The 18,459-nt window shown below is 42.2% G+C and carries 18 protein-coding genes; 10 read left to right on the top strand and 8 right to left on the bottom strand.

Annotated features, from left to right (window positions below):
- Positions 1–342 precede the first annotated feature (342 nt).
- Together Q0081_RS20290 and guaB are read left to right on the top strand one after the other, a co-directional pair.
- Positions 343–717, top strand: a complete 375-nt coding sequence (locus Q0081_RS20290) for a 3-coathanger stack domain-containing protein (RefSeq protein ID WP_298357692.1) — start codon at positions 343–345, stop codon at positions 715–717.
- 101 nt (positions 718–818) lie between these two features.
- On the top strand, positions 819–2,291 hold the full coding sequence (guaB, locus tag Q0081_RS20285; RefSeq protein WP_298357690.1) for an IMP dehydrogenase: 1,473 nt from the start codon (positions 819–821) through the stop codon (positions 2,289–2,291).
- 105 nt (positions 2,292–2,396) lie between these two features.
- On the opposite strand, the gene Q0081_RS20280 is transcribed toward guaB, so the two are convergent.
- A complete protein-coding gene (locus Q0081_RS20280) occupies positions 2,397–3,251 on the bottom strand; it encodes an AraC family transcriptional regulator (RefSeq protein WP_298357686.1) in 855 nt (284 codons plus the stop codon).
- Between the two features lie 256 nt (positions 3,252–3,507).
- Here Q0081_RS20280 and Q0081_RS20275 point away from each other — a divergent pair, with 256 nt between their 5' ends.
- From Q0081_RS20275 to treF, 3 genes are all read left to right on the top strand, one after another.
- Complete coding sequence (locus Q0081_RS20275) at positions 3,508–4,344, top strand: MFS transporter (protein ID WP_310586513.1); 837 nt, start codon at positions 3,508–3,510, stop codon at positions 4,342–4,344.
- Positions 4,345–4,362: 18 nt separating this feature from the next.
- A complete protein-coding gene (locus Q0081_RS31665) occupies positions 4,363–4,764 on the top strand; it encodes an MFS transporter (RefSeq protein WP_310586512.1) in 402 nt (133 codons plus the stop codon).
- A 120-nt stretch (positions 4,765–4,884) separates the two neighbouring features.
- Positions 4,885–6,399, top strand: coding sequence for an alpha,alpha-trehalase TreF (gene treF / locus Q0081_RS20270; RefSeq protein ID WP_298357683.1), 1,515 nt, complete (start codon positions 4,885–4,887; stop codon positions 6,397–6,399).
- Positions 6,400–6,500: 101 nt separating this feature from the next.
- Here the strand turns inward: treF and Q0081_RS20265 are convergent, their stop codons facing one another.
- The 3 genes from Q0081_RS20265 to hisB form a co-directional block, all read right to left on the bottom strand.
- Positions 6,501–6,881: a DUF3127 domain-containing protein gene (locus Q0081_RS20265; RefSeq protein ID WP_298357680.1), complete on the bottom strand. Its 381-nt coding sequence runs from the start codon at positions 6,879–6,881 to the stop codon at positions 6,501–6,503.
- Positions 6,882–6,996: 115 nt separating this feature from the next.
- Positions 6,997–7,119 (bottom strand): hypothetical protein, encoded by a 123-nt coding sequence (locus tag Q0081_RS20260; protein ID WP_298357677.1) that lies wholly within the window; start codon positions 7,117–7,119, stop codon positions 6,997–6,999.
- A gap of 131 nt (positions 7,120–7,250) precedes the next feature.
- Positions 7,251–8,372 (bottom strand): bifunctional histidinol-phosphatase/imidazoleglycerol-phosphate dehydratase HisB, encoded by a 1,122-nt coding sequence (gene hisB / locus Q0081_RS20255; RefSeq protein WP_298357674.1) that lies wholly within the window; start codon positions 8,370–8,372, stop codon positions 7,251–7,253.
- 91 nt (positions 8,373–8,463) lie between these two features.
- Here hisB and Q0081_RS20250 point away from each other — a divergent pair, with 91 nt between their 5' ends.
- Positions 8,464–9,813, top strand: a complete 1,350-nt coding sequence (locus tag Q0081_RS20250) for an amidohydrolase (protein WP_298357671.1) — start codon at positions 8,464–8,466, stop codon at positions 9,811–9,813.
- 58 nt (positions 9,814–9,871) lie between these two features.
- Here Q0081_RS20250 and Q0081_RS20245 read toward each other — a convergent pair whose 3' ends face one another.
- From Q0081_RS20245 to Q0081_RS20230, 4 genes are all read right to left on the bottom strand, one after another.
- The gene (locus tag Q0081_RS20245) at positions 9,872–10,357 is read right to left on the bottom strand and encodes a gliding motility-associated C-terminal domain-containing protein (protein ID WP_298357668.1); all 486 of its coding nucleotides are present in this window, start codon (positions 10,355–10,357) and stop codon (positions 9,872–9,874) included.
- 76 nt (positions 10,358–10,433) lie between these two features.
- Positions 10,434–12,599 (bottom strand): hypothetical protein, encoded by a 2,166-nt coding sequence (locus Q0081_RS20240; RefSeq protein WP_298357665.1) that lies wholly within the window; start codon positions 12,597–12,599, stop codon positions 10,434–10,436.
- 240 nt (positions 12,600–12,839) lie between these two features.
- Entirely contained in the window at positions 12,840–14,126 is a 1,287-nt protein-coding gene (locus tag Q0081_RS20235) for a citrate synthase (RefSeq protein ID WP_298357662.1), read from the bottom strand.
- Positions 14,127–14,300: 174 nt separating this feature from the next.
- Positions 14,301–15,572 (bottom strand): amidohydrolase family protein, encoded by a 1,272-nt coding sequence (locus Q0081_RS20230; protein ID WP_298357659.1) that lies wholly within the window; start codon positions 15,570–15,572, stop codon positions 14,301–14,303.
- 212 nt (positions 15,573–15,784) lie between these two features.
- On the opposite strand from Q0081_RS20230, the gene Q0081_RS20225 reads away from it, so the two are divergent.
- The 4 genes from Q0081_RS20225 to Q0081_RS20210 all read left to right on the top strand — a co-directional run.
- Positions 15,785–16,345, top strand: a complete 561-nt coding sequence (locus tag Q0081_RS20225) for a TetR/AcrR family transcriptional regulator (protein WP_298357655.1) — start codon at positions 15,785–15,787, stop codon at positions 16,343–16,345.
- Between the two features lie 136 nt (positions 16,346–16,481).
- Complete coding sequence (locus Q0081_RS20220; protein ID WP_298357652.1) at positions 16,482–17,390, top strand: alpha/beta fold hydrolase; 909 nt, start codon at positions 16,482–16,484, stop codon at positions 17,388–17,390.
- Between the two features lie 6 nt (positions 17,391–17,396).
- Entirely contained in the window at positions 17,397–17,933 is a 537-nt protein-coding gene (locus Q0081_RS20215; protein WP_298357650.1) for a DinB family protein, read from the top strand.
- A gap of 326 nt (positions 17,934–18,259) precedes the next feature.
- Positions 18,260–18,459: hypothetical protein (locus Q0081_RS20210; RefSeq protein WP_298357647.1), on the top strand; the 200-nt coding region annotated here is incomplete at its 3' end.

The raw sequence follows: 18,459 nt of genomic DNA, 5'->3' as shown, positions 1-18,459 counted from the left end.
GCCGTCGATTCCATCAGGGGGTAAATTATCGAACGCCAGAACAGGTATTCAAGGGAAGAAAAAGTACTATAAACAAAGTGGAAAACAAAATCAACTAATAACTTCGTTATTCAACAGAACGGTCCAGTTTCAAGGGCGCAGTATAAACTTACTTCATTGCCTGATATTAGCAATTTATACTGGCTTGATTGCAGTAATAACCAACTTACAGCTTTACCAACTTTATCGAATCACTTATTTTTATTGGGATGTTCGCATAACAATCTCAAAACCTTACCAATTTTACCCAATAGTATTCGAGAGTTATACTGTAATAATAACCAAATTATAATCTTACCTACATTGCCCATAGGCGGTTTATTTTTTAACTTTACTAACAATCCACTCACCTGCTTACCAACATTACCCAATTATTTATTAGACCTCTACATTGATTCCGATAAAATTTTCTGCCTTCCCAATTCGGTACCAGGTTTAAAAGTCTATGACAGCAATTCAATGATTGTTCCCACGCCTCCCCTCTGCCCAACTACACTCACCCATACGGCAGGCATATTAGCTACAGGTACCTACGTGGCTACTCAAACAATTAACATCAAAGCTTCTCTATCCGCAGGAACTACCAATTACCACGCAAGTCAAGCCATTACGCTAAATCCGGGCTTTCAAACATCAGAAGGAAGAACGTTTTCAGTTGAAATCAGAGGATGTAAATAGAGAGTGGCGCAGATTATTTTTCTGTTAAAAATGTCCCAAATTTTCAGTTCCCAAATATTTACCCTAATTTTACACGGCAAATAACGAATCGTTCATTTGCTATGCTTTCAGACACATCCAAGTTCCTTTTTGAAGCCCTCACTTACGACGACGTCCTGCTCGTCCCTGCCTACTCCGAAGTTCTGCCACGCGATACCAACACGCAAACACAACTTACTCGCAACATCCGTTTAAATGTTCCATTGCTATCCGCTGCCATGGATACCGTGACTGAATTTGACCTTGCCATTGCTATGGCGCAGGAAGGAGGTATCGGTATCATCCATAAAAATATGAGCGTTGAAGACCAAGCGGCCCAAGTCCGCAAGGTGAAACGTTCGGAAAGCGGGATGATTGTGGACCCTATCACTCTCAACGAAGATGCCACCCTGCGCGATGCCCTGCGCATCATGTCCGAATTCAAAATCGGGGGAATTCCCGTAGTAGACAAAAGCAGCAAGCTCATAGGGATTGTCACCAACCGCGACTTACGTTTCCAGAAAGACCTCCACAAAGGCGTAGTAGAGATTATGACCAAAGAAAATCTCATTACTGCCCGCGAAGGAATTAGCCTTGAAGAAGCCGAGAGTATTCTGCAAGAGTACAAAATTGAAAAACTTCCGGTCGTTGATAAAGATTACAAATTGGTAGGATTGGTCACGTACCGCGACATCATCAAGCGAAAAGACCATCCAAATTCCTGTAAAGATGCTCTGGGCCGTTTACGCGCAGGTGCCGCAGTAGGAGTCACACCCGACCTGATTCGTCGCGTAGAAGCCCTGATTAAGGCAGGTGTTGATGTGGTCAGTATTGATACTGCACATGGACATTCGCTGGGAGTAATAGAAGCACTGAAAGGCGTAAAAAGTCAATTCCCGAATTTAGATGTATTAGTGGGTAACATTGCCACGGGCGAAGCTGCTCGTGCACTGGCAGCCGCCGGTGCCGATGGGGTCAAAGTAGGCGTAGGCCCGGGCAGTATCTGTACCACGCGTATTATCGCAGGTATCGGGATGCCGCAATTGACGGCAGTCTATGAAGCTGCAAAAGCCCTGGAAGGTACAGGTGTACCCGTAATTGCAGACGGAGGAATCCGCTACTCGGGCGATGTCGTAAAGGCAATTGCAGCGGGTGCGAACACGGTGATGATTGGTTCCCTTTTAGCAGGAACCGACGAAGCTCCGGGAGAAGAAATTTTGTACGAAGGGCGCCGTTTTAAATCGTATCGCGGTATGGGTTCCGTAGAAGCAATGGAAGGTGGTTCAAAAGACCGTTATTTCCAGGACGCCGAAGATGATATTAAAAAACTCGTTCCCGAAGGAATCGTCGGACGCGTTCCTTACAAAGGCAAAGTTTCCGAAGTTATTTATCAACTCGTAGGAGGACTCAAAGCCGGGATGGGCTATTGCGGCGCCGCCAACATAGAACGTTTGCAGCAGGCTCAATTTGTTCGTATCAGCGCGGCAGGTATGAAAGAAAGCCACCCTCACGATATTCACATTGCCAAAGAAGCCCCTAATTATACAACGAAATAGATAAGCCGTTTGAAGTAGGAAATAAGAGGTAGGATATTAAGAGGTTCTGATTGTAATCGTACCTCTTACCGCACGGGCGGACCCGCTCCGATCTTTTACTTCAACTCAAACCTTGTTCAAAGCCTTTCGGTACGCCGAAGGGCTTTGTTGTTTTTGGGTCTTGAAAACACGATTAAAATAGGCCACATTTCCAAACCCACTTTCAAAACTAACGTCAGTAATACTCCTGTCGGTAGTCAACAGGCGACAGGCTTGATTCACCCGGTATTGATTCACAAAATCGGTAAAAGTCAAATTCATCATTTTTTTAAAATAATGACAAAACGAAGGTACGGCTAAGTGAGCAATGGAAGCAGCTTCCTGAATATCAATGAGTTTCTGATAGTTTTCTTCCACGTATTTCAGAACTCGATTAAGCCGGGCTTCGTCTTTTGAATTAAACTCTATTTTTAATCCTTCCATGTTGAGCAGATTATATTCTTGGGTATTTGCCAATAAATGCAGAATTTGAATCAGCTCCATTAATCGCTCAAAAGGCGACAGAGTGAGCAATTTTTTAAGTCTTCGCTGAACTCGTGTTTTGGTTTCACCATGGAAACAAACTCCCTGACTTGAGCGGGTAAACAGCGTTTTAATGGCTTTCATTTCAGGCATTTCCAAAAAACTTTCCCCCCATAGATTCTCTTTTAGCTGAACCACAATTTCTTCGTGCGGCCCAATGGCTTCCTGCCCGAAACCCGAGTGCGGCAGGTTGGGGCCCATAAAAACCAAGTCGCCTTCTTCGTATTGACTGATGTGATTACCGACATGCCGTCGCCCCGATCCCTCCAACACACAGACAATTTCGTATTCGGGATGGTAGTGATATTGCCAGCGGAAAAGTTCGGGCAAAACGATATTGTGAATAATCTTAAAAGAACTCCCTTCGTCGGGCTGAACTATCTCAAATTCGGTTTTCATCGCCTGTGTTAAGCTATTTTTAGCAAAAATAGGTACAAATAACTTAATACAGGATAAGAAATGCACAATAAAAGTCTATTTTTTAAACAAATTAAACTTGAACTTTGTTATGAAAAAATTGGACTTGGCTTTGTCTCACTTTCCTATGATGATAGAGAAGCGGGTTTCGACTCGCTTCTCTTCTATTTTTCTCTAAGTCATGCTTCTGGTTTGCGTTCCTTCCTTATACCCAACCTTCTAAACCTTCTCGTCTAAGATGCAATCTTATTGGAAAGTCAAACTTTCAATCTTTCTCAACTACTTTGTGTTTGCCATTTTGCTCAACAGTGTCGGAACGGTGATTTTACAGGTACAACGTACCTACGGCGTTTCCGAAACTTCGGCTTCCATTTTAGAAGCTTTCAAAGATTTGAGCATTGCAGCAGTATCCTTTTTGGTAGCCTCATACATCAATCGTTTGGGATATAAAAATGCCATGCTGGTGGCTTTGGGATTCAATGCACTGATTTGCTTGTTAATGCCTACGATTCACTCGTTTGGGATGACCAAAGTTCTTTTTGCCGTGGCCGGGGCAGGATTTGCCCTCATTAAAGTTTCGGTTTACGGGACGATTGGTTTGGTCACTGCCGATAAAAAGGAACACATCAGTCTGATGAATTTTATTGAGTCATTTTTCATGATTGGGATTCTGACGGGCTACTTTATTTTCAGTGGCTTCATGGATGATTCGACTCCGACTGCCTGGCTTAATGTCTATTATGTTTTAGGAGGAATTGCTTTAGTGGCCTTTGCGCTATTGCTGACTACTTCGCTCGACGAATCATCTCTTAAAACCGATACGACCAAGCCCATTTTGGAAGACTTCGCTGATATGTTCCGACTCGTCATCCTGCCTTTGGTGCTTGTATTCGTAATTTGTGCTTTTACCTACGTATTGATTGAGCAAAGTATCATGAGTTGGCTGCCGACCTTCAACAATAAAGTGCTTCATTTACCTGCTGCTTTGAGTATCCAAATGGCGAGTTTATTAGCCATTGCCACGGCTTTAGGGCGTTTTCTGGCAGGTGTTTTATTAAAGAAACTAAATTGGTGAATAGTACTGATTGGATGTTTGGTCATTTCTGCTGGCTTAGTTATCATCGCTTTACCATTAGCTCAAAATGCAAATACAGCCGGAGTAACAGGTTGGGGAGATGCACCTATAGCGGCCTTTATCTTTCCTATGATTGGCTTGTTTTTGGCACCCATTTATCCTGCTATCAACTCACTTATTTTAAGCTCATTACCTATCAAACAGCACGGTTTAATGTCGGGGCTGATTGTCATATTTTCAGCTTTAGGCGGCACTACGGGGTCACTCATTACAGGTTATATATTTGAACATTACGGAGGTCAAACTGCTTTTTACTTTTCAATTATCCCCATTGGAATATTAATGATTGCCCTATTCTTTTTCAGTCGCTTACAGGGAAAAAATGCCTCTGTCGAAATAAGTGGCATGGGAGGGCATTGAAAATCGTATAAAAAGGTGGAACAGGGAAAACGGAATAAGAAGAAAGAAGTATAAATCTAAAACGTTTTCCATTTCTCCGTTTTCCTTACTCCGCCTCTACCCTTATTTTATCGTAAAACAATGACTTTAGCCGAAGCCCAAAAATTAGATTTTGCACTGGCAGAAAACTTCCAATCGCTGTACCAAGACGTTCAGAAAAGCGCCCTGTTTTCAGATTCTAAGACCTTTACGGATGCCATAGCTAAAGACTCGCTAACTGATATTCTGGAAGAGTACCAAAAGCAAAAAAAACGGACTGATTTTGATGTGCAGGGTTTTGTGGAAGACCATTTTACACTTCCCGCCGAAAAACCTACGGGCTATTACAGCGATCCTAACAAACCCATTCGTCAACACATTGAAGATTTATGGGATATATTAACCCGACAACCCGAAGATACCGGAGGAACGTTAATTCCTTTACCCCACTCTTATGTAGTACCCGGCGGCCGATTTAGAGAAATCTATTACTGGGATTCTTACTTTACCATGTTGGGACTCCAGGCGTCACAGCGTTTTGACCTCGTGGAAAGCATGGTAAACAATTTTGCCTACTTGATTGATCGCATTGGTTTTATCCCCAACGGAAATCGGACCTACTATTTAGGACGCTCCCAACCTCCTTTTTTTTCCTTGATGGTAGGTTTATTAGCTGAAATCAAAGGAGACGATAGTTGGCAAAAGTATCTTCCTCAATTGGAAAAAGAGTATGCTTTCTGGATGCGTGGGCAAGAGCAATTGACTCATTCAGCCTTTCATTTGGTCAAAATGCCGGACGGCAGTATTTTAAATCGGTATTGGGACGATATTCCCTTGCCACGACCGGAAGCTTACAAAGAAGATGTAGAATTGGCTGAACATATCACCGACCAATTACCCGAAGACGTATATCGTCACGTACGGGCAGCGGCAGAATCCGGCTGGGATTTCAGCAGTCGGTGGTTTAAGGACGGAGAAAATATGACGACCATCCACACCACCGATATTATACCCGTTGATCTCAATTGTTTGCTTTGGAACCTTGAAAAAAGCCTACAAAAAGCGTATCAATTGCAAGGGAATCAGGCAGAGGCAACTCGTTTTCTTGAAAAATCAAACCAACGACAGAAAGCCATTCAAAACTATTGCCGGAATGAAGCATCAGGGTTCTATTTCGACTACGATTGGAAAAGCAATGAACTCAAAAACAGTTACACCTTGGCAGCCGTTTTTCCTTTATTTTTTAACATTTGTACTGCCGAGCAAGCCCAACAAGTAGCCGAAGTACTGAAAGACAAGTTTTTGCAAAAAAATGGCTTATTAACTACGCTGAACTTTACGTCGCAGCAATGGGATGCTCCCAACGGCTGGGCACCTTTGCAATGGATTACCTATCAAGGACTTAAAAATTATCAGCTTCACGAATTAGCGCAGCAAGTCGCTCAAAACTGGACATCCAACAACGAGGCATATTACAAAAAGACGGGCAAAATGATGGAGAAATACAACGTACTGACCGATGAAATTTCAGCCCAAGGAGGAGAATATCCCAACCAAGATGGATTTGGCTGGACCAATGGCGTGTATTTGAAGATGATTACTGATTTGCAACAGTAAAATTTGTCATGCCGACGGTCCGCCGCGCGGAGGCATCTAAAGCATATTCATTCCTTTGCGTTTAGATGCTTTCAGCATGACAAATTTGACAAATTATAATCCTAAAACGGCAAATTATCATCTTCTCCTGCCTGCAATGACGAAGGCAATTCCGTCACACTTGCCGGGCGAGAACTTGGTGCGGAAGCAGAATAAGAAGATGGTTCGCTGCCTGTTGCGCCGAGGGTATCTATTTTCCAAGCTTTCAAATCGGTGTACCAACGTCCGTTGTACTCACGGCTCTCTACGTCGAACGAAATATTTACTTCATTGCCTACCTGCAACGCGCTTTCGTTGATTTTGTCACCCCAAGCCGAAATACATACTTTTTTGGGGTACTGTCCATCGGTTTCAATAACGAAATCCTGTTTCTTCCACGTACCGTTTTTGCCTTCACCCGTTTGTAAGGCCAATAATTGAATCACTCTTCCTTTGATGTCCATGATAACTATAAATTAACAAGTTAGATGTTTTTGAATATAAAAAACGCGAGCTATTGGTTACATCCAAAGGCTCGCTTTTCCGATTTTCAATAGTTAAGCAGCTGACTGTAAACTATTAATCTTCTTTGAAATATTTTTTGTATTTGCGTTCGTTGCGTTCCAAAAGGCTTCCTACCCAAAAAGCAGTGCCAAGCAAGACGGCATAAAATAAAAGCGTAAGAATAGTTCTCAAGTCCATTAGGTTACTATTTTGATATTTGTGAAACTCTTATTGAAAGATAGTGCAAAAGTAATAGCATTAGGCGGTTACTAACAAAAAAAGGTTTATTTTTTTGCTAATTTATGCGAGACGACACCTATGTTGCTTTCCTATAGTACGCCTTTGGTGGAAGGCAACACATCCAAGGCTTTCAAATCGCGCTTTACCGCCATTTTTATGGCTTTGGCCCATCCTTTAAATATTGCTTCTATCTTGTGATGTTCGTTGCTTCCTTCACATTTGATGTTCAGGTTACATTGAGCAGTATCGGCAAACGATTTAAAAAAGTGGTAAAACATCTCTGTCGGCATTTCACCAATTTTTTCGCGCTTAAAATCAGCTTCCCACACTAACCAGGGCCGTCCCGAAAAGTCAATCGCAACCTGCGCCAATGCTTCGTCCATGGGCAACAGAAATCCATAGCGGCTAATGCCTCGCTTATCTCCAATTGCTTTACGATACGCTTCACCCAACGCCAACGCCGTATCTTCAATGGTATGATGTTCGTCAATGTGTAAATCTCCCGCTACGTGGATTTTCAGATCTGCTCCCGAATGTTTAGCCAATTGGTCGAGCATGTGGTCAAAAAAGCCCAAACCTGTATGCATTTCCGAATGCCCGTTGCCGTCAAGGTTCAGTTCAATTTTGATTTGGGTTTCTTTGGTGTTTCGTTCCACCGTAGCCACGCGGGCAGGAAGTCGCAGGTGTTCATAAATTACATCCCAATCCATACTCACGAGTGTAATGGCATCCAACAGTTCCTGCGCAATGCCCGTAGGCCATTCATTGGCAATAAAAATGGCTTTGCTACCCAAATTAACCGCTAATTGAATATCCGTCAGGCGGTCGCCAATGACGTAACTGTTGGCCAAGTCATAATTCCCGTTAAAATAGTCGGTCAGGAGTGCCGTTCCGGGCTTACGCGTAGGCGCATTTTCGTGCGGAAAGCTGCGGTCAATGTGAATGGCCTGAAAATGCACATTTTCACCTTCCAGCGTTTGAAGCATCTTGTTTTGAGCAGGCCAAAAGGTATCTTCGGGAAAAGAATTGGTTCCTAATCCATCTTGGTTGGTCACCATCACAAAACCATAATCGGTCTCTTCGGCCAAACGACGAAGGTTAGAAATCGTTTTGGGCAAAAAGGCCAATTTCTCTAACGAATCCACCTGCAAATCAACGGGAGGCTCGGCAATAATCGTTCCGTCACGATCTATAAAAAGAAGTTTTTGCATCAGTTTTTGAATTTGAACCGCGAATATCGAACATCCCAGCCCGTTTTTTTATAAATTGCTTAAAATTTTTCCTAACTACAAACTAAAACCAATGAGAAAATCTATTCTAAGCGGTGCACTGTTGACCATCAGCCTCACGGGCGGATACGCCCAAAGTGCACTCAAACCTGTCATCAACCAAGCTTCTGACGCGATTGAAAGCAAAGTAATTGCGTGGCGACGCGATTTTCACGAGCATCCCGAATTGGGCAATCAGGAGGTCAGAACCGCCAAAATTGTGGCAGACCACCTGCGCAAGTTGGGGTATGAAGTCAGAGAAAAAGTGGCGGTTACGGGAGTGGTAGCGGTATTGAAAGGTGGCAAACCGGGACCGGTGGTGGCTTTACGGGCAGATATGGACGGCTTGCCCGTGACCGAGCGCGTAGATATACCTTTCAAATCGAAGGTTGAGACGGAATTTAACAACCAAAAAACGGGTGTCATGCATGCTTGCGGTCACGATAGCCACGTGGCTATTCTGATGGGCGTAGCCGAAGTTTTGGCGTCTATGCAAAAAGATTTGGCGGGCTCAGTAAAACTTATTTTCCAACCTGCCGAAGAAGGAGTTTATAACGGACAAACCTTTGGCGCTAACCGAATGATTGAAGAAGGTGCGCTGGAAAATCCCAAAGTGGATGCCATTTTTGGATTACACATCAATTCTCAAACTGAAGTGGGAAAAATCCGCTACCGTCCGGGTGCTACCATGGCGGCCGTTGACCAATTGACCATCAAATTGAAAGGTAAACAAACGCACGGTGCCAATCCCTGGTCAGGCGTTGACCCGATTGTAACGGCGTCTCAAGTAGTAATGGGTTTGCAAACCATCGTAAGCCGCAACGTCGACATTACTGAAAATCCTGCCGTTGTGACCGTAGGGGCAATTCACGGTGGAATTCGGTACAATATCATTCCCGAATCGCTCGAAATGATTGGCACCATCCGGACGTTTGGCGATGCCCAACAGGCATTGGTTCACCGTCGTATCAAAGAAATATCTACCCACATTGCCGAAAGTGCAGGCGCAAAAGCCGACGTGGAAATTGGAATCGGTTATCCTGCAACCATCAATGACCCGGCGCTTACTGATAAAATGATTCCAACGCTGGAAGCATTGGCGGGGAAAGACAATGTCATTCTTTCACCGGTTGCTACGGGTGCGGAAGATTTTAGCTATTTCCAAAAGAAAATCCCCGGGTTTTTCTTCTTTCTGGGCGGAATGGCCAAAGGCAAAAGCCCCTACGACGTGGCTCCGCACCACACTCCTGATTTTTACATTGACGAAAGCGGCTTCACCTTGGGCGTAAAATCCCTGAGTCATTTGGTAGTGGATTACATGGAGATGAACTCGAAAGCTGCACAACCAACTGCTTCCAGTAAAGGAAAGAAAATAAGTAAGTAAGTAAAGTAATGTGAATGATAGCGCGAGAGTTCCGCTCGCGCTATCTGAAATTTTTAGTTCACTTTTGAAGTAATACCTTCCCTCTATATTCATGAACTAAGTTATCCTGAAGTGTTTTATAACTTAAAATGTAGGCATAAGCTCCATTTAGGCAAATAGAGCCTTTAAACTCCCCATTCCACTGTGGATTTGTATTTTCTTCACTGTATATTATATTTCCCCAACGGTTAAAAATATCTAATTTAACTATGCTTCCTCCAACTAAGATGATTTTAAATACATCATTCATATTATCACCATTGGGAGTAAAAACATCAGGTGCATAAATACGAGCACTACAAGGTCCGGCGACCGTAACGGTTCGTATAAGCGAACAACCAAACTGATTACTAATCTTTACCTTATAAATTCCTTCATTTGAAACTTCAATGGTAGGCCTTGTATCTCCTAAATCTTGCCATTCATAAGTCAAATTATTCTCTAAACCACCTGCATCAATCACTTTGTCTAAACAAATTGTTTCGTCTGCTTTTATTTTTGGCAATGAATTGATATTAACTTTTACAGAATCCGATGCTTGACAAGTAGGGTGCTGTATCGTTAAGCTGTAAACCCCGGATTTATTTGGTTTTATGGATGAGGTTGTTTCGCCTGTTGACCATTGATAGGTTAGCCATCGTATTGTTCAAAATAGACTTTAGCTCAACTATTTGACCTTCACATACTGTTATATCATTGCCTAAATCTAAATTGGGCTTAAGAAATACTTCTATGTTCCGACTTGCAGAGCATCCTTCAGGTGAAATAGCTTTTACATAATATTTACCAGCAGTATTTACGTTTATACTGGCATTTTTTACGCTACCCAGTGTCCATTCATAGATTAAATTGTTCCCTGTAGCACCTGCATCTATGGTTATAGAACTCGTTGATAAACAAAAACTTTCGTCGGGCTTGATTGTTGGAGTTTTACCAATGATCAAAATGACGTTATCTTTTGCTTCACAACTTGATGTATTATTTTTAACAGTGATTGTATATTGCCCACTTTGCTTAGCCAAAATTCTATTTGAATTTACAGTTGTCCCGTCGGGCAGTGACCATACATAACTATTCCAATTAGAATTAGTTGGGGCAGCAAGCGTAATAGTATCACAAGCCGTTATAGTACTCTTTCCAAAACTGTAATTACTTGCATTTGAAAAATTTACGGTAATTTCTTTCTCAATAAAGCAATTATTATCCATTGGATTGAATACTTGAACTTTGAATACTTGCGTACCTGTACCGGAAACTGTCAAAGTATCCTGCATTTCTTTGTTAGCGGGAATACCACTCCCTGACCATTTCAATATCGAATTAGCATTTGCTTTAAGCTGAACACTTCCACAAGTAGTATTTACTATTTGTGGATTGGCTTTCAATATAAATATATTTGTCGAAGAAGATTTCGTAGAATCATTAATACATTGCCCTGATTCTTTTACACTGACAAGATAACTTCCTGAGAGAGCAGGTTTAAATGAGGCTTGGTTGGCTCCAGTGATGGGTTTATTATCCAGAAACCATTGAAAAATCAAATTGGAAGTATTTGAAGTAACACTTGCAGATAGCGTTAAATCATTGCAACTATTGCCTTTTGTAGTGTTCATTGTAACAGCAAGCGGCACATTGAAGTAAGAAGTAATTAGATTGGGTAACCCAAGGCCACTCAACTTGCCTCCTAAATTTATGCCATTAGCAGTAAACTGTGAATTTATTCCTTTAGTATTTGGATTTGATATAATTCCTAAGTATTTGTAACCATCTATTGCTACATAAATTTTATTATCAGGGCCTAATTGCAAAGCCCCAAAGTATGATGAGGGGGCTCTACCAATGGTTAGTTTTGATTGTAATATACTTATGGAACTATTACCAGAAATATCTAATTGAAAGATCTGACTTGGATAATTTTGAGTTCCACTTACATATAATAGTTTACTATCAGGTGAAAATTCCAGTCCATAAGCATATAGAAAATCAGGATGGTTTAATACGATTGGATTAGAAATAATACCATTTTGATTATCGAAACGAAATACTTCAAAAGAAGCGTTAGAGTAAATTCCAAGTGCAATATTTTGGCCATTTGGAGATGCTTTCATGTAACCAACAGCCCCATACCCACTATGAATACTACCCACTTTACTTTCGACAGAAACCGAATTTAAACCGTTGCGTGTAACTAAATATGCTCTAAATGAATTGTTATCCAGTTCATGTGCAATTACCCAAAAGTCTTTATTATTACAATGTCTAACCGCCGTAAGTTTTTCAGATGCTCTTGATAGGAGTCGATTATTCTTAGAAACCAGTCCTCCTAAGCCCCCATTTAAAGTAATATCTACCACCGCATACTGAACACCACCGGAACCGCCTTCGGCATCCACTGAAAAAACAAAATATCGGTTTGGATTTTCAGGTTGTGGCACTATAATTCCAGACTGAGAAGAAGAGTTATCACCGCCTAAATTTGTTGCGTTAGGCATAATCAGGTGGTTTTTGTTCCAAATCGAACGTCCGTCAGTATAGAATAGAAGGTTTCCATTTTCATCACAAATAGTTGCACAGCCTTCCCAAATACTCAATGCGCCATCGGTTAATGGGGTAGGAGTCCCTGTGTTAAAATTCAGACCGGCGTTGTAGCCAAAATACCATACATTCACTCTTTTGTTTATTTGAGCAAACAAAAGAGATGAACACCAGAAAGATAGTAGTGAGATATATAAAACCCTGCTTTTCATATTTATAGGATGTTGTAATTGAGTCTTTACACAAACTTCTATTAACGTACCCCTACTCAATAACTTCGATAAAGCGTATCATTAAAATACGACCTCATAGGCAAGGAAATAATTTCCTCCAATTTTTACAAGCTCTCTCCCAATTTTCACAGCAAAAAGTTATCCAGTGACAAGAAAATAAAAAACGCTGACAGATTTGAGTCGTCAGCGTTCATAAAATCAATCTTAAAAGAAGTGTTTTTATCTTTCGTCGATGGGTACAAAAGCCCGAAGCGTAGCCCCCGTGTAAATCTGACGAGGGCGGCCGATGGGTTCTTTGTTTTCGCGCATTTCTTTCCATTGTGCAATCCAGCCCGGCAAGCGGCCAATGGCAAACATCACCGTAAACATGTTGGTTGGAATACCCAAGGCGCGGTAGATGATTCCAGAGTAGAAGTCCACGTTAGGATACAAACGGCGGCTTACGAAGTAAGGATCGTGCAAAGCAGCCTCTTCCAAGCCTTTGGCAATTTCTAAAACGGGGTCGTTAACGCCCAATTTTGCCAACACTTCATCAGCGGCTATTTTGATGATTTTGGCGCGTGGATCAAAATTTTTGTAAACACGGTGACCAAATCCGAACAGACGAAAACCGCTGGTTTTTGCATTTTTGGCCATGTCCACGTATTTCGCTACGTCGCCACCGTCGGCTTTGATGTCTTCGAGCATTTCGATTACTTCCTGGTTGGCACCGCCGTGAAGGGGTCCCCACAAAGCGCAAACACCTGCTGAAATCGACGAATAAATATTGGCTTTTGAAGAACCTACCAAACGTACCGTTGACGTAGAGCAGTTTTGCTCGTGGTCAGCGTGGAGAATAAGCAATTTATTCAAAGCTTTAGAGACCACCGGATCCACTTTGTATTCTTCTACGGGCAGCGCAAACATCATGTGGAGGAAGTTTGAGCAATAATCCAGTTCATTTTTAGGATAGTTGACCGGATGTCCCTGCGATTTTTTGAAAGACCAAGTAGCAATCGTAGGCAATTTTGCCAACAAACGAATGATATGAGTTTCTGTACCGTCGGGAGCTTTTTCGTCGTAAGAGTCAGGATAAAAAGCACTCATAGCACTTACCAACGACGACAAAACTCCCATAGGGTGCGCATTGACCGGGAAGCCTTCGAAAATCTTGCGCATGTCTTCGTTCACCATTGTGTGGCGACGAATCTTATTTTCAAACTCATCGTATTGAGCTTTCGTTGGTAATTCGCCATAAATCAACAAATAGGCTACTTCAAGGAAAGTCGCTTTCTCGGCCAATTCTTCGATGGAATAGCCGCGATAGCGCAAAATTCCTTCTTCTCCGTCCAAAAAAGTGATAGCGCTTTTGGTGGCTCCGGTGTTTTTATAACCACTATCAATCGTAATATAGCCCGTCGAATCACGCAGTGAATTGATGTCAATGGCTTTTTCTTTCTCCGACCCTTCGATAGTGGGAAATTCGAATGTTTTACCGTCTAATATAAGTTGTGCTTTATCTGACATACAGTGGGTAGTTATGAATATTGGGTAGATTTGGACTCAGCTACAATTTTCCGAAAAAAAATCGTATTTTCTTAGAAAGAACTTACATTTTTTACACGTTTTTCGCAAATTTAGTAATGATATGTATTTCGAGGACAGCAGGTATGCCAAATAAAATCATTGAGTATCAAGCCATCAATGTTGCACGATTTCCCCATTTTTTACCACTAATTTCACTTTTCTTGCATCGCTGATACGAATATCGGGCTTCCCTTCTACCGCTACCAAATCGGCCAAGAAGTCGGGCTTAATTTGCCCTAACTGCGGCAAATGAAATACGCGGGCATTGACCGATGTGGCTGAGCGAAGTACGTCCAACGGTTTCATGCCGTATTCTACCATCATTTCCATTTCGCGGGCATTGTCGCCGTGGGCGAAAACCCCTACGTCTCCGCCAAAGCAAATCGTTACTCCTGCATCCAAAGCCTGTTTAAAAGTAACGCGCTTATTTTTTATTCGTTCGGGTTCGGGTTCAATGCCTTTTTTCCAACCTCGGTATTGACTCACCGCATCTCCGGCAGCCAACGTAGGACATAAAGCTACCCCTTTTTCGTGCATCAATGCAAAGATTTCAGGCGTTCCGGCATCTCCGTGTTCAAGGGTTTCGCAACCGCCCAAGATGGCTCTTCGCATCCCTTCGGCACTGCCTGCATGAGCGATGGTAGGGCGCCCACTGCTGTGGGCCGTTTCCACTATCAATTTGATTTCATCTACCAAAAATGTGGGTCGGGCTTCGCCCATTAATCCCCAACGATAATCGGCGTAAATTTTAACCACATCGGCTCCTTTCCCTATTTGACGTCTAACCGCTTGGATAAGACGGTCGTGGCCGTCGGCTTCTTCAGCACCTTGAGGCACTTCAATGTCGGGGCTGAAACCTTTGGGAGCATAGCTTCCCGTCGCAATGAGGGCTTTAGTGGCGATGATCATGCGCGGACCGGGAATAATCCCCTGATTGATAGCCGTTTTAAGCCCCACATCATCAAATTCAGCGCCTTCCGTCCCCAAATCACGGACTGTAGTAAAGCCGGCCAAAAGTGTACGTTTCGCATGTACCGTGGCTCTTGTTGTACGCAGTGAACGCGCTTCTCGCAACACTTGATCGTCCCAAGGAGTTTCATTATAAGGATGTAGAAACAAATGTGAATGTCCTTCAATAAATCCTGGAAGCAAGGTACAGCCCTTTAATTCAATGGTTTCGGGTTTCAGACTTGGTAAGTTTTGAAAATTTGCCAAGTCTCCTACTGCCACAATTTTCTCTCCTTTTATTAAAACCGCCCATCCTTCGTGCATTTCCTGTCCGTCAAAAACACGATCGGGTCGAAGAAGATAGGACTTTTGGGCAAAAGCAACATTTGTCGCAAAAAACAGCATCCAACAAATCAGATTATTAAAGTAGGGTCTCATAAGAAATTAGTTAGGTTCAACAAAAATAGGGAAGAACGAGTAGTCTTAACCTTAAAATGAGACGAAAGTTTGAATTCAGACTGACTTCCACAACCAATGAGTACACTTTAATATTCTCAAAAGCCGTAAATAGAAATTTTACCAAACGAACGTTTGGTAAAATAAAAAGATTTTTTTACCATTGCATCAAAATTATCCATCCGTAGTGAATCATGCCCATTCAAAAAGTAACGAAAGAAGAAGTAGTAAGGCAAGCCTTGTTATTATTTAAGAAGCAAGGCTATCATCGTACCAGCATGTCCGATTTGGCGGCTGCCTGCGGCTTATTGAAAGGCAGTTTTTATCATTATTTCAGCGGGAAAGATGCCCTGATGAAAGAAGTTTTGGGTAGCGTCCATCAGTACTTCTCCACCAAAGTGTTTCCGATTGCCTACGATGAGTCTCTTACTCCCCGCGAACGACTTGAAAAAATGGTGGCGAAACAGATACGCGTCGTGTCAAGTACGGAAGGAGGGTGTCTGATGGGAAATATGGCTTTGGAAACGGCCCTCGTCACGGACGATTTTACGCCGCAGATGCGGGTGTTTTTTGAAGAATACCTAAAAGCTCTCACTGATGTGTACGCCAACCAACACGCCCCCGAAATCGCATGGAAATTGGCCGAACAAGCCGTAGTAGAGTACGAAGGAGCTTGGATCCTGGTGAAGCTTACCGGGAACTATCAGTATCTACAGGATGTATTGCAACGGGCTTTAGAACGATTTGATTCTTAATTCATTAAATTCTCCCGCAGATTTTCCCAGATTTATTCGCCCAGAAAACGCAGATTCAAAACCCTCACAATCGACGAAATTCCCGTAGCATAGCAAGATGTAATTATTCCCAAGCAACCCAAAAATTCACACTTTTATGAATGAAATCACTATCACTATTCCCACGCCCGACGGATTCAGTTTGTCGGGAGTACTTTATGAATACCATGGCCAGCCAAAAGCAGTGGTACAATTCAATATTGGAACAGGAATGCGCAAAGAGTTCTACGGAAATTTAGCACGCTACTTAGCTGAAAATGGCTTTATCGTTTGCTTGTGGGAGTATCGTGGCATGGGCAAATCAAAGCCCAATGACAAAGATGAGTTTTCCTGCATAACCATGCAGGATTGGGCCATCGACATGCGAACCGTTCTGGATTTTCTGGAAGCAAGATACCCTGATTGGCCAAAATTGATGATTGGACATAGTATAGGCGGACAGCTTCTCGGCTTACTGCCGAACCATACGATATTGAAAGGAATGGTGATGATTACCTGTTCCACGGGTACTTGGTGGCACCATACGTTTCCTTACCGTCTCAAATCCTATTATTTTTTCAATATTCTGACTTCTTTAACAGTCCCGTTCTTGGGATACTTGCCCGCTAAAAAGTTGAACATTATGGAAGATTTGCCGGGGGCTTTGATTCTGGAATGGCGTGAATGGTGCAATTCCGAAAATTATCTGTTTGATTTTTTGGGTAAAAGTATTCCTCATAATACCTACAATGAGATCTCATTGCCTATTAAAGCGTATTGGACCACGGACGACCCCATTGCCAACGCCGTGAGCGTTCCTGCACTACTTCGTCATTTCCTAAAAGCCGATATTATGACCGAAGCCATTCGTCCAACTGACTATGGAGTAAAACGTATCGGGCATTTTGGGCTTTTCTCCCGAAAATTTAAAGAGCGCTTTTGGTCAAAAATTGTCATTGACTTAGAAACAATGCTTTCCACGAATCATCATTATAATAATCCCTCACTCAAAAAAGTAAATCTCTGATTACTCATGAACAAAACCACCCTTGTTGATTTCCTGAAAGAAAGATTTGAGGAAGTCAAAACGCTGGCCACTACAACCCCACAGGAAGCGTTTTATTTTAAACCTACGGAGACTGTTTGGTCGGCTGCCGAAAATGTGCAGCACTTGATTCAATCAGTGCAACCATTAAATCGTCTTTTGGGAAGGCCTAAAAGCTATTTTGCGGAAAAATGGGGCTACGCCACTCATTCTTCCCGTACCTACGAAGGGGTGGTTGACAATTACCATGCAGCGTTGACCAAGAGTATTAGCGCCACCGGTACCTTTGTTCCACTTACTCCTAACCCTGATTTGCGCCTATTATTGGATGAGTTTACTCAAACAAATGATGCTTTGGTAAATCATCTCACCGATTGGACGGAGGAAGAACTGAATAAATATGTCATTCCCCACCCTTTAATGGGACCGCTGACCGTCGGTGAAATGATGCTTTTTACAGCGTATCACACCCGTCATCATCTCGAAATTATGGAGAAACGGGCATCGCTTGTGGCTCGGCTATAAATGCCAAAACGACCATTTTGTACATTTCTGATACCAAATAAGATTATTAAATGTAGTACTTTTCCTATTTTCATTGTACTATTTAAAGAACTTTTCATTTTTGCTAAAAATTTAATTGCACGGAACACAGGACGTGTTGAATTTTCTGGTTCTATTTTTTCATTGATTGTACTATTCTAAGAAAAGGTTGACGTCGAAGATATGAATTTATCAAGAGGGTCTTTGGACCCTATTTTTTTGTAATTCAAAACCTTACACCTTTGCATCGTCAAAGCGAAGTCATTACAATGACGTCAAACAAGATGGTACTTAAACAATAAAACACAATGAAAAAGAACACAGTGCTTTCGACAGTATTAGCAGCTATGATGTTAGCCACCGCAGGAAATGCATCGGCAGAAACTCATCTACTTACCAAAGATGTTAAATTGGTAAAACGTGACACAAAGAAGGTTGAAGTAAAAATCAACCAACCTAATGTAGGAGAATTGGACGTAAAATTAAAAGATATAGAAGGAGTAACCGT

It is taken from the genome of Runella sp. (genome assembly GCF_027484545.1).
Classification (GTDB): domain Bacteria; phylum Bacteroidota; class Bacteroidia; order Cytophagales; family Spirosomataceae; genus Runella.
The sequence above is the reverse complement of the archived record's forward strand: the minus strand, read 5'-3'. Positions and strand labels throughout refer to the sequence as shown.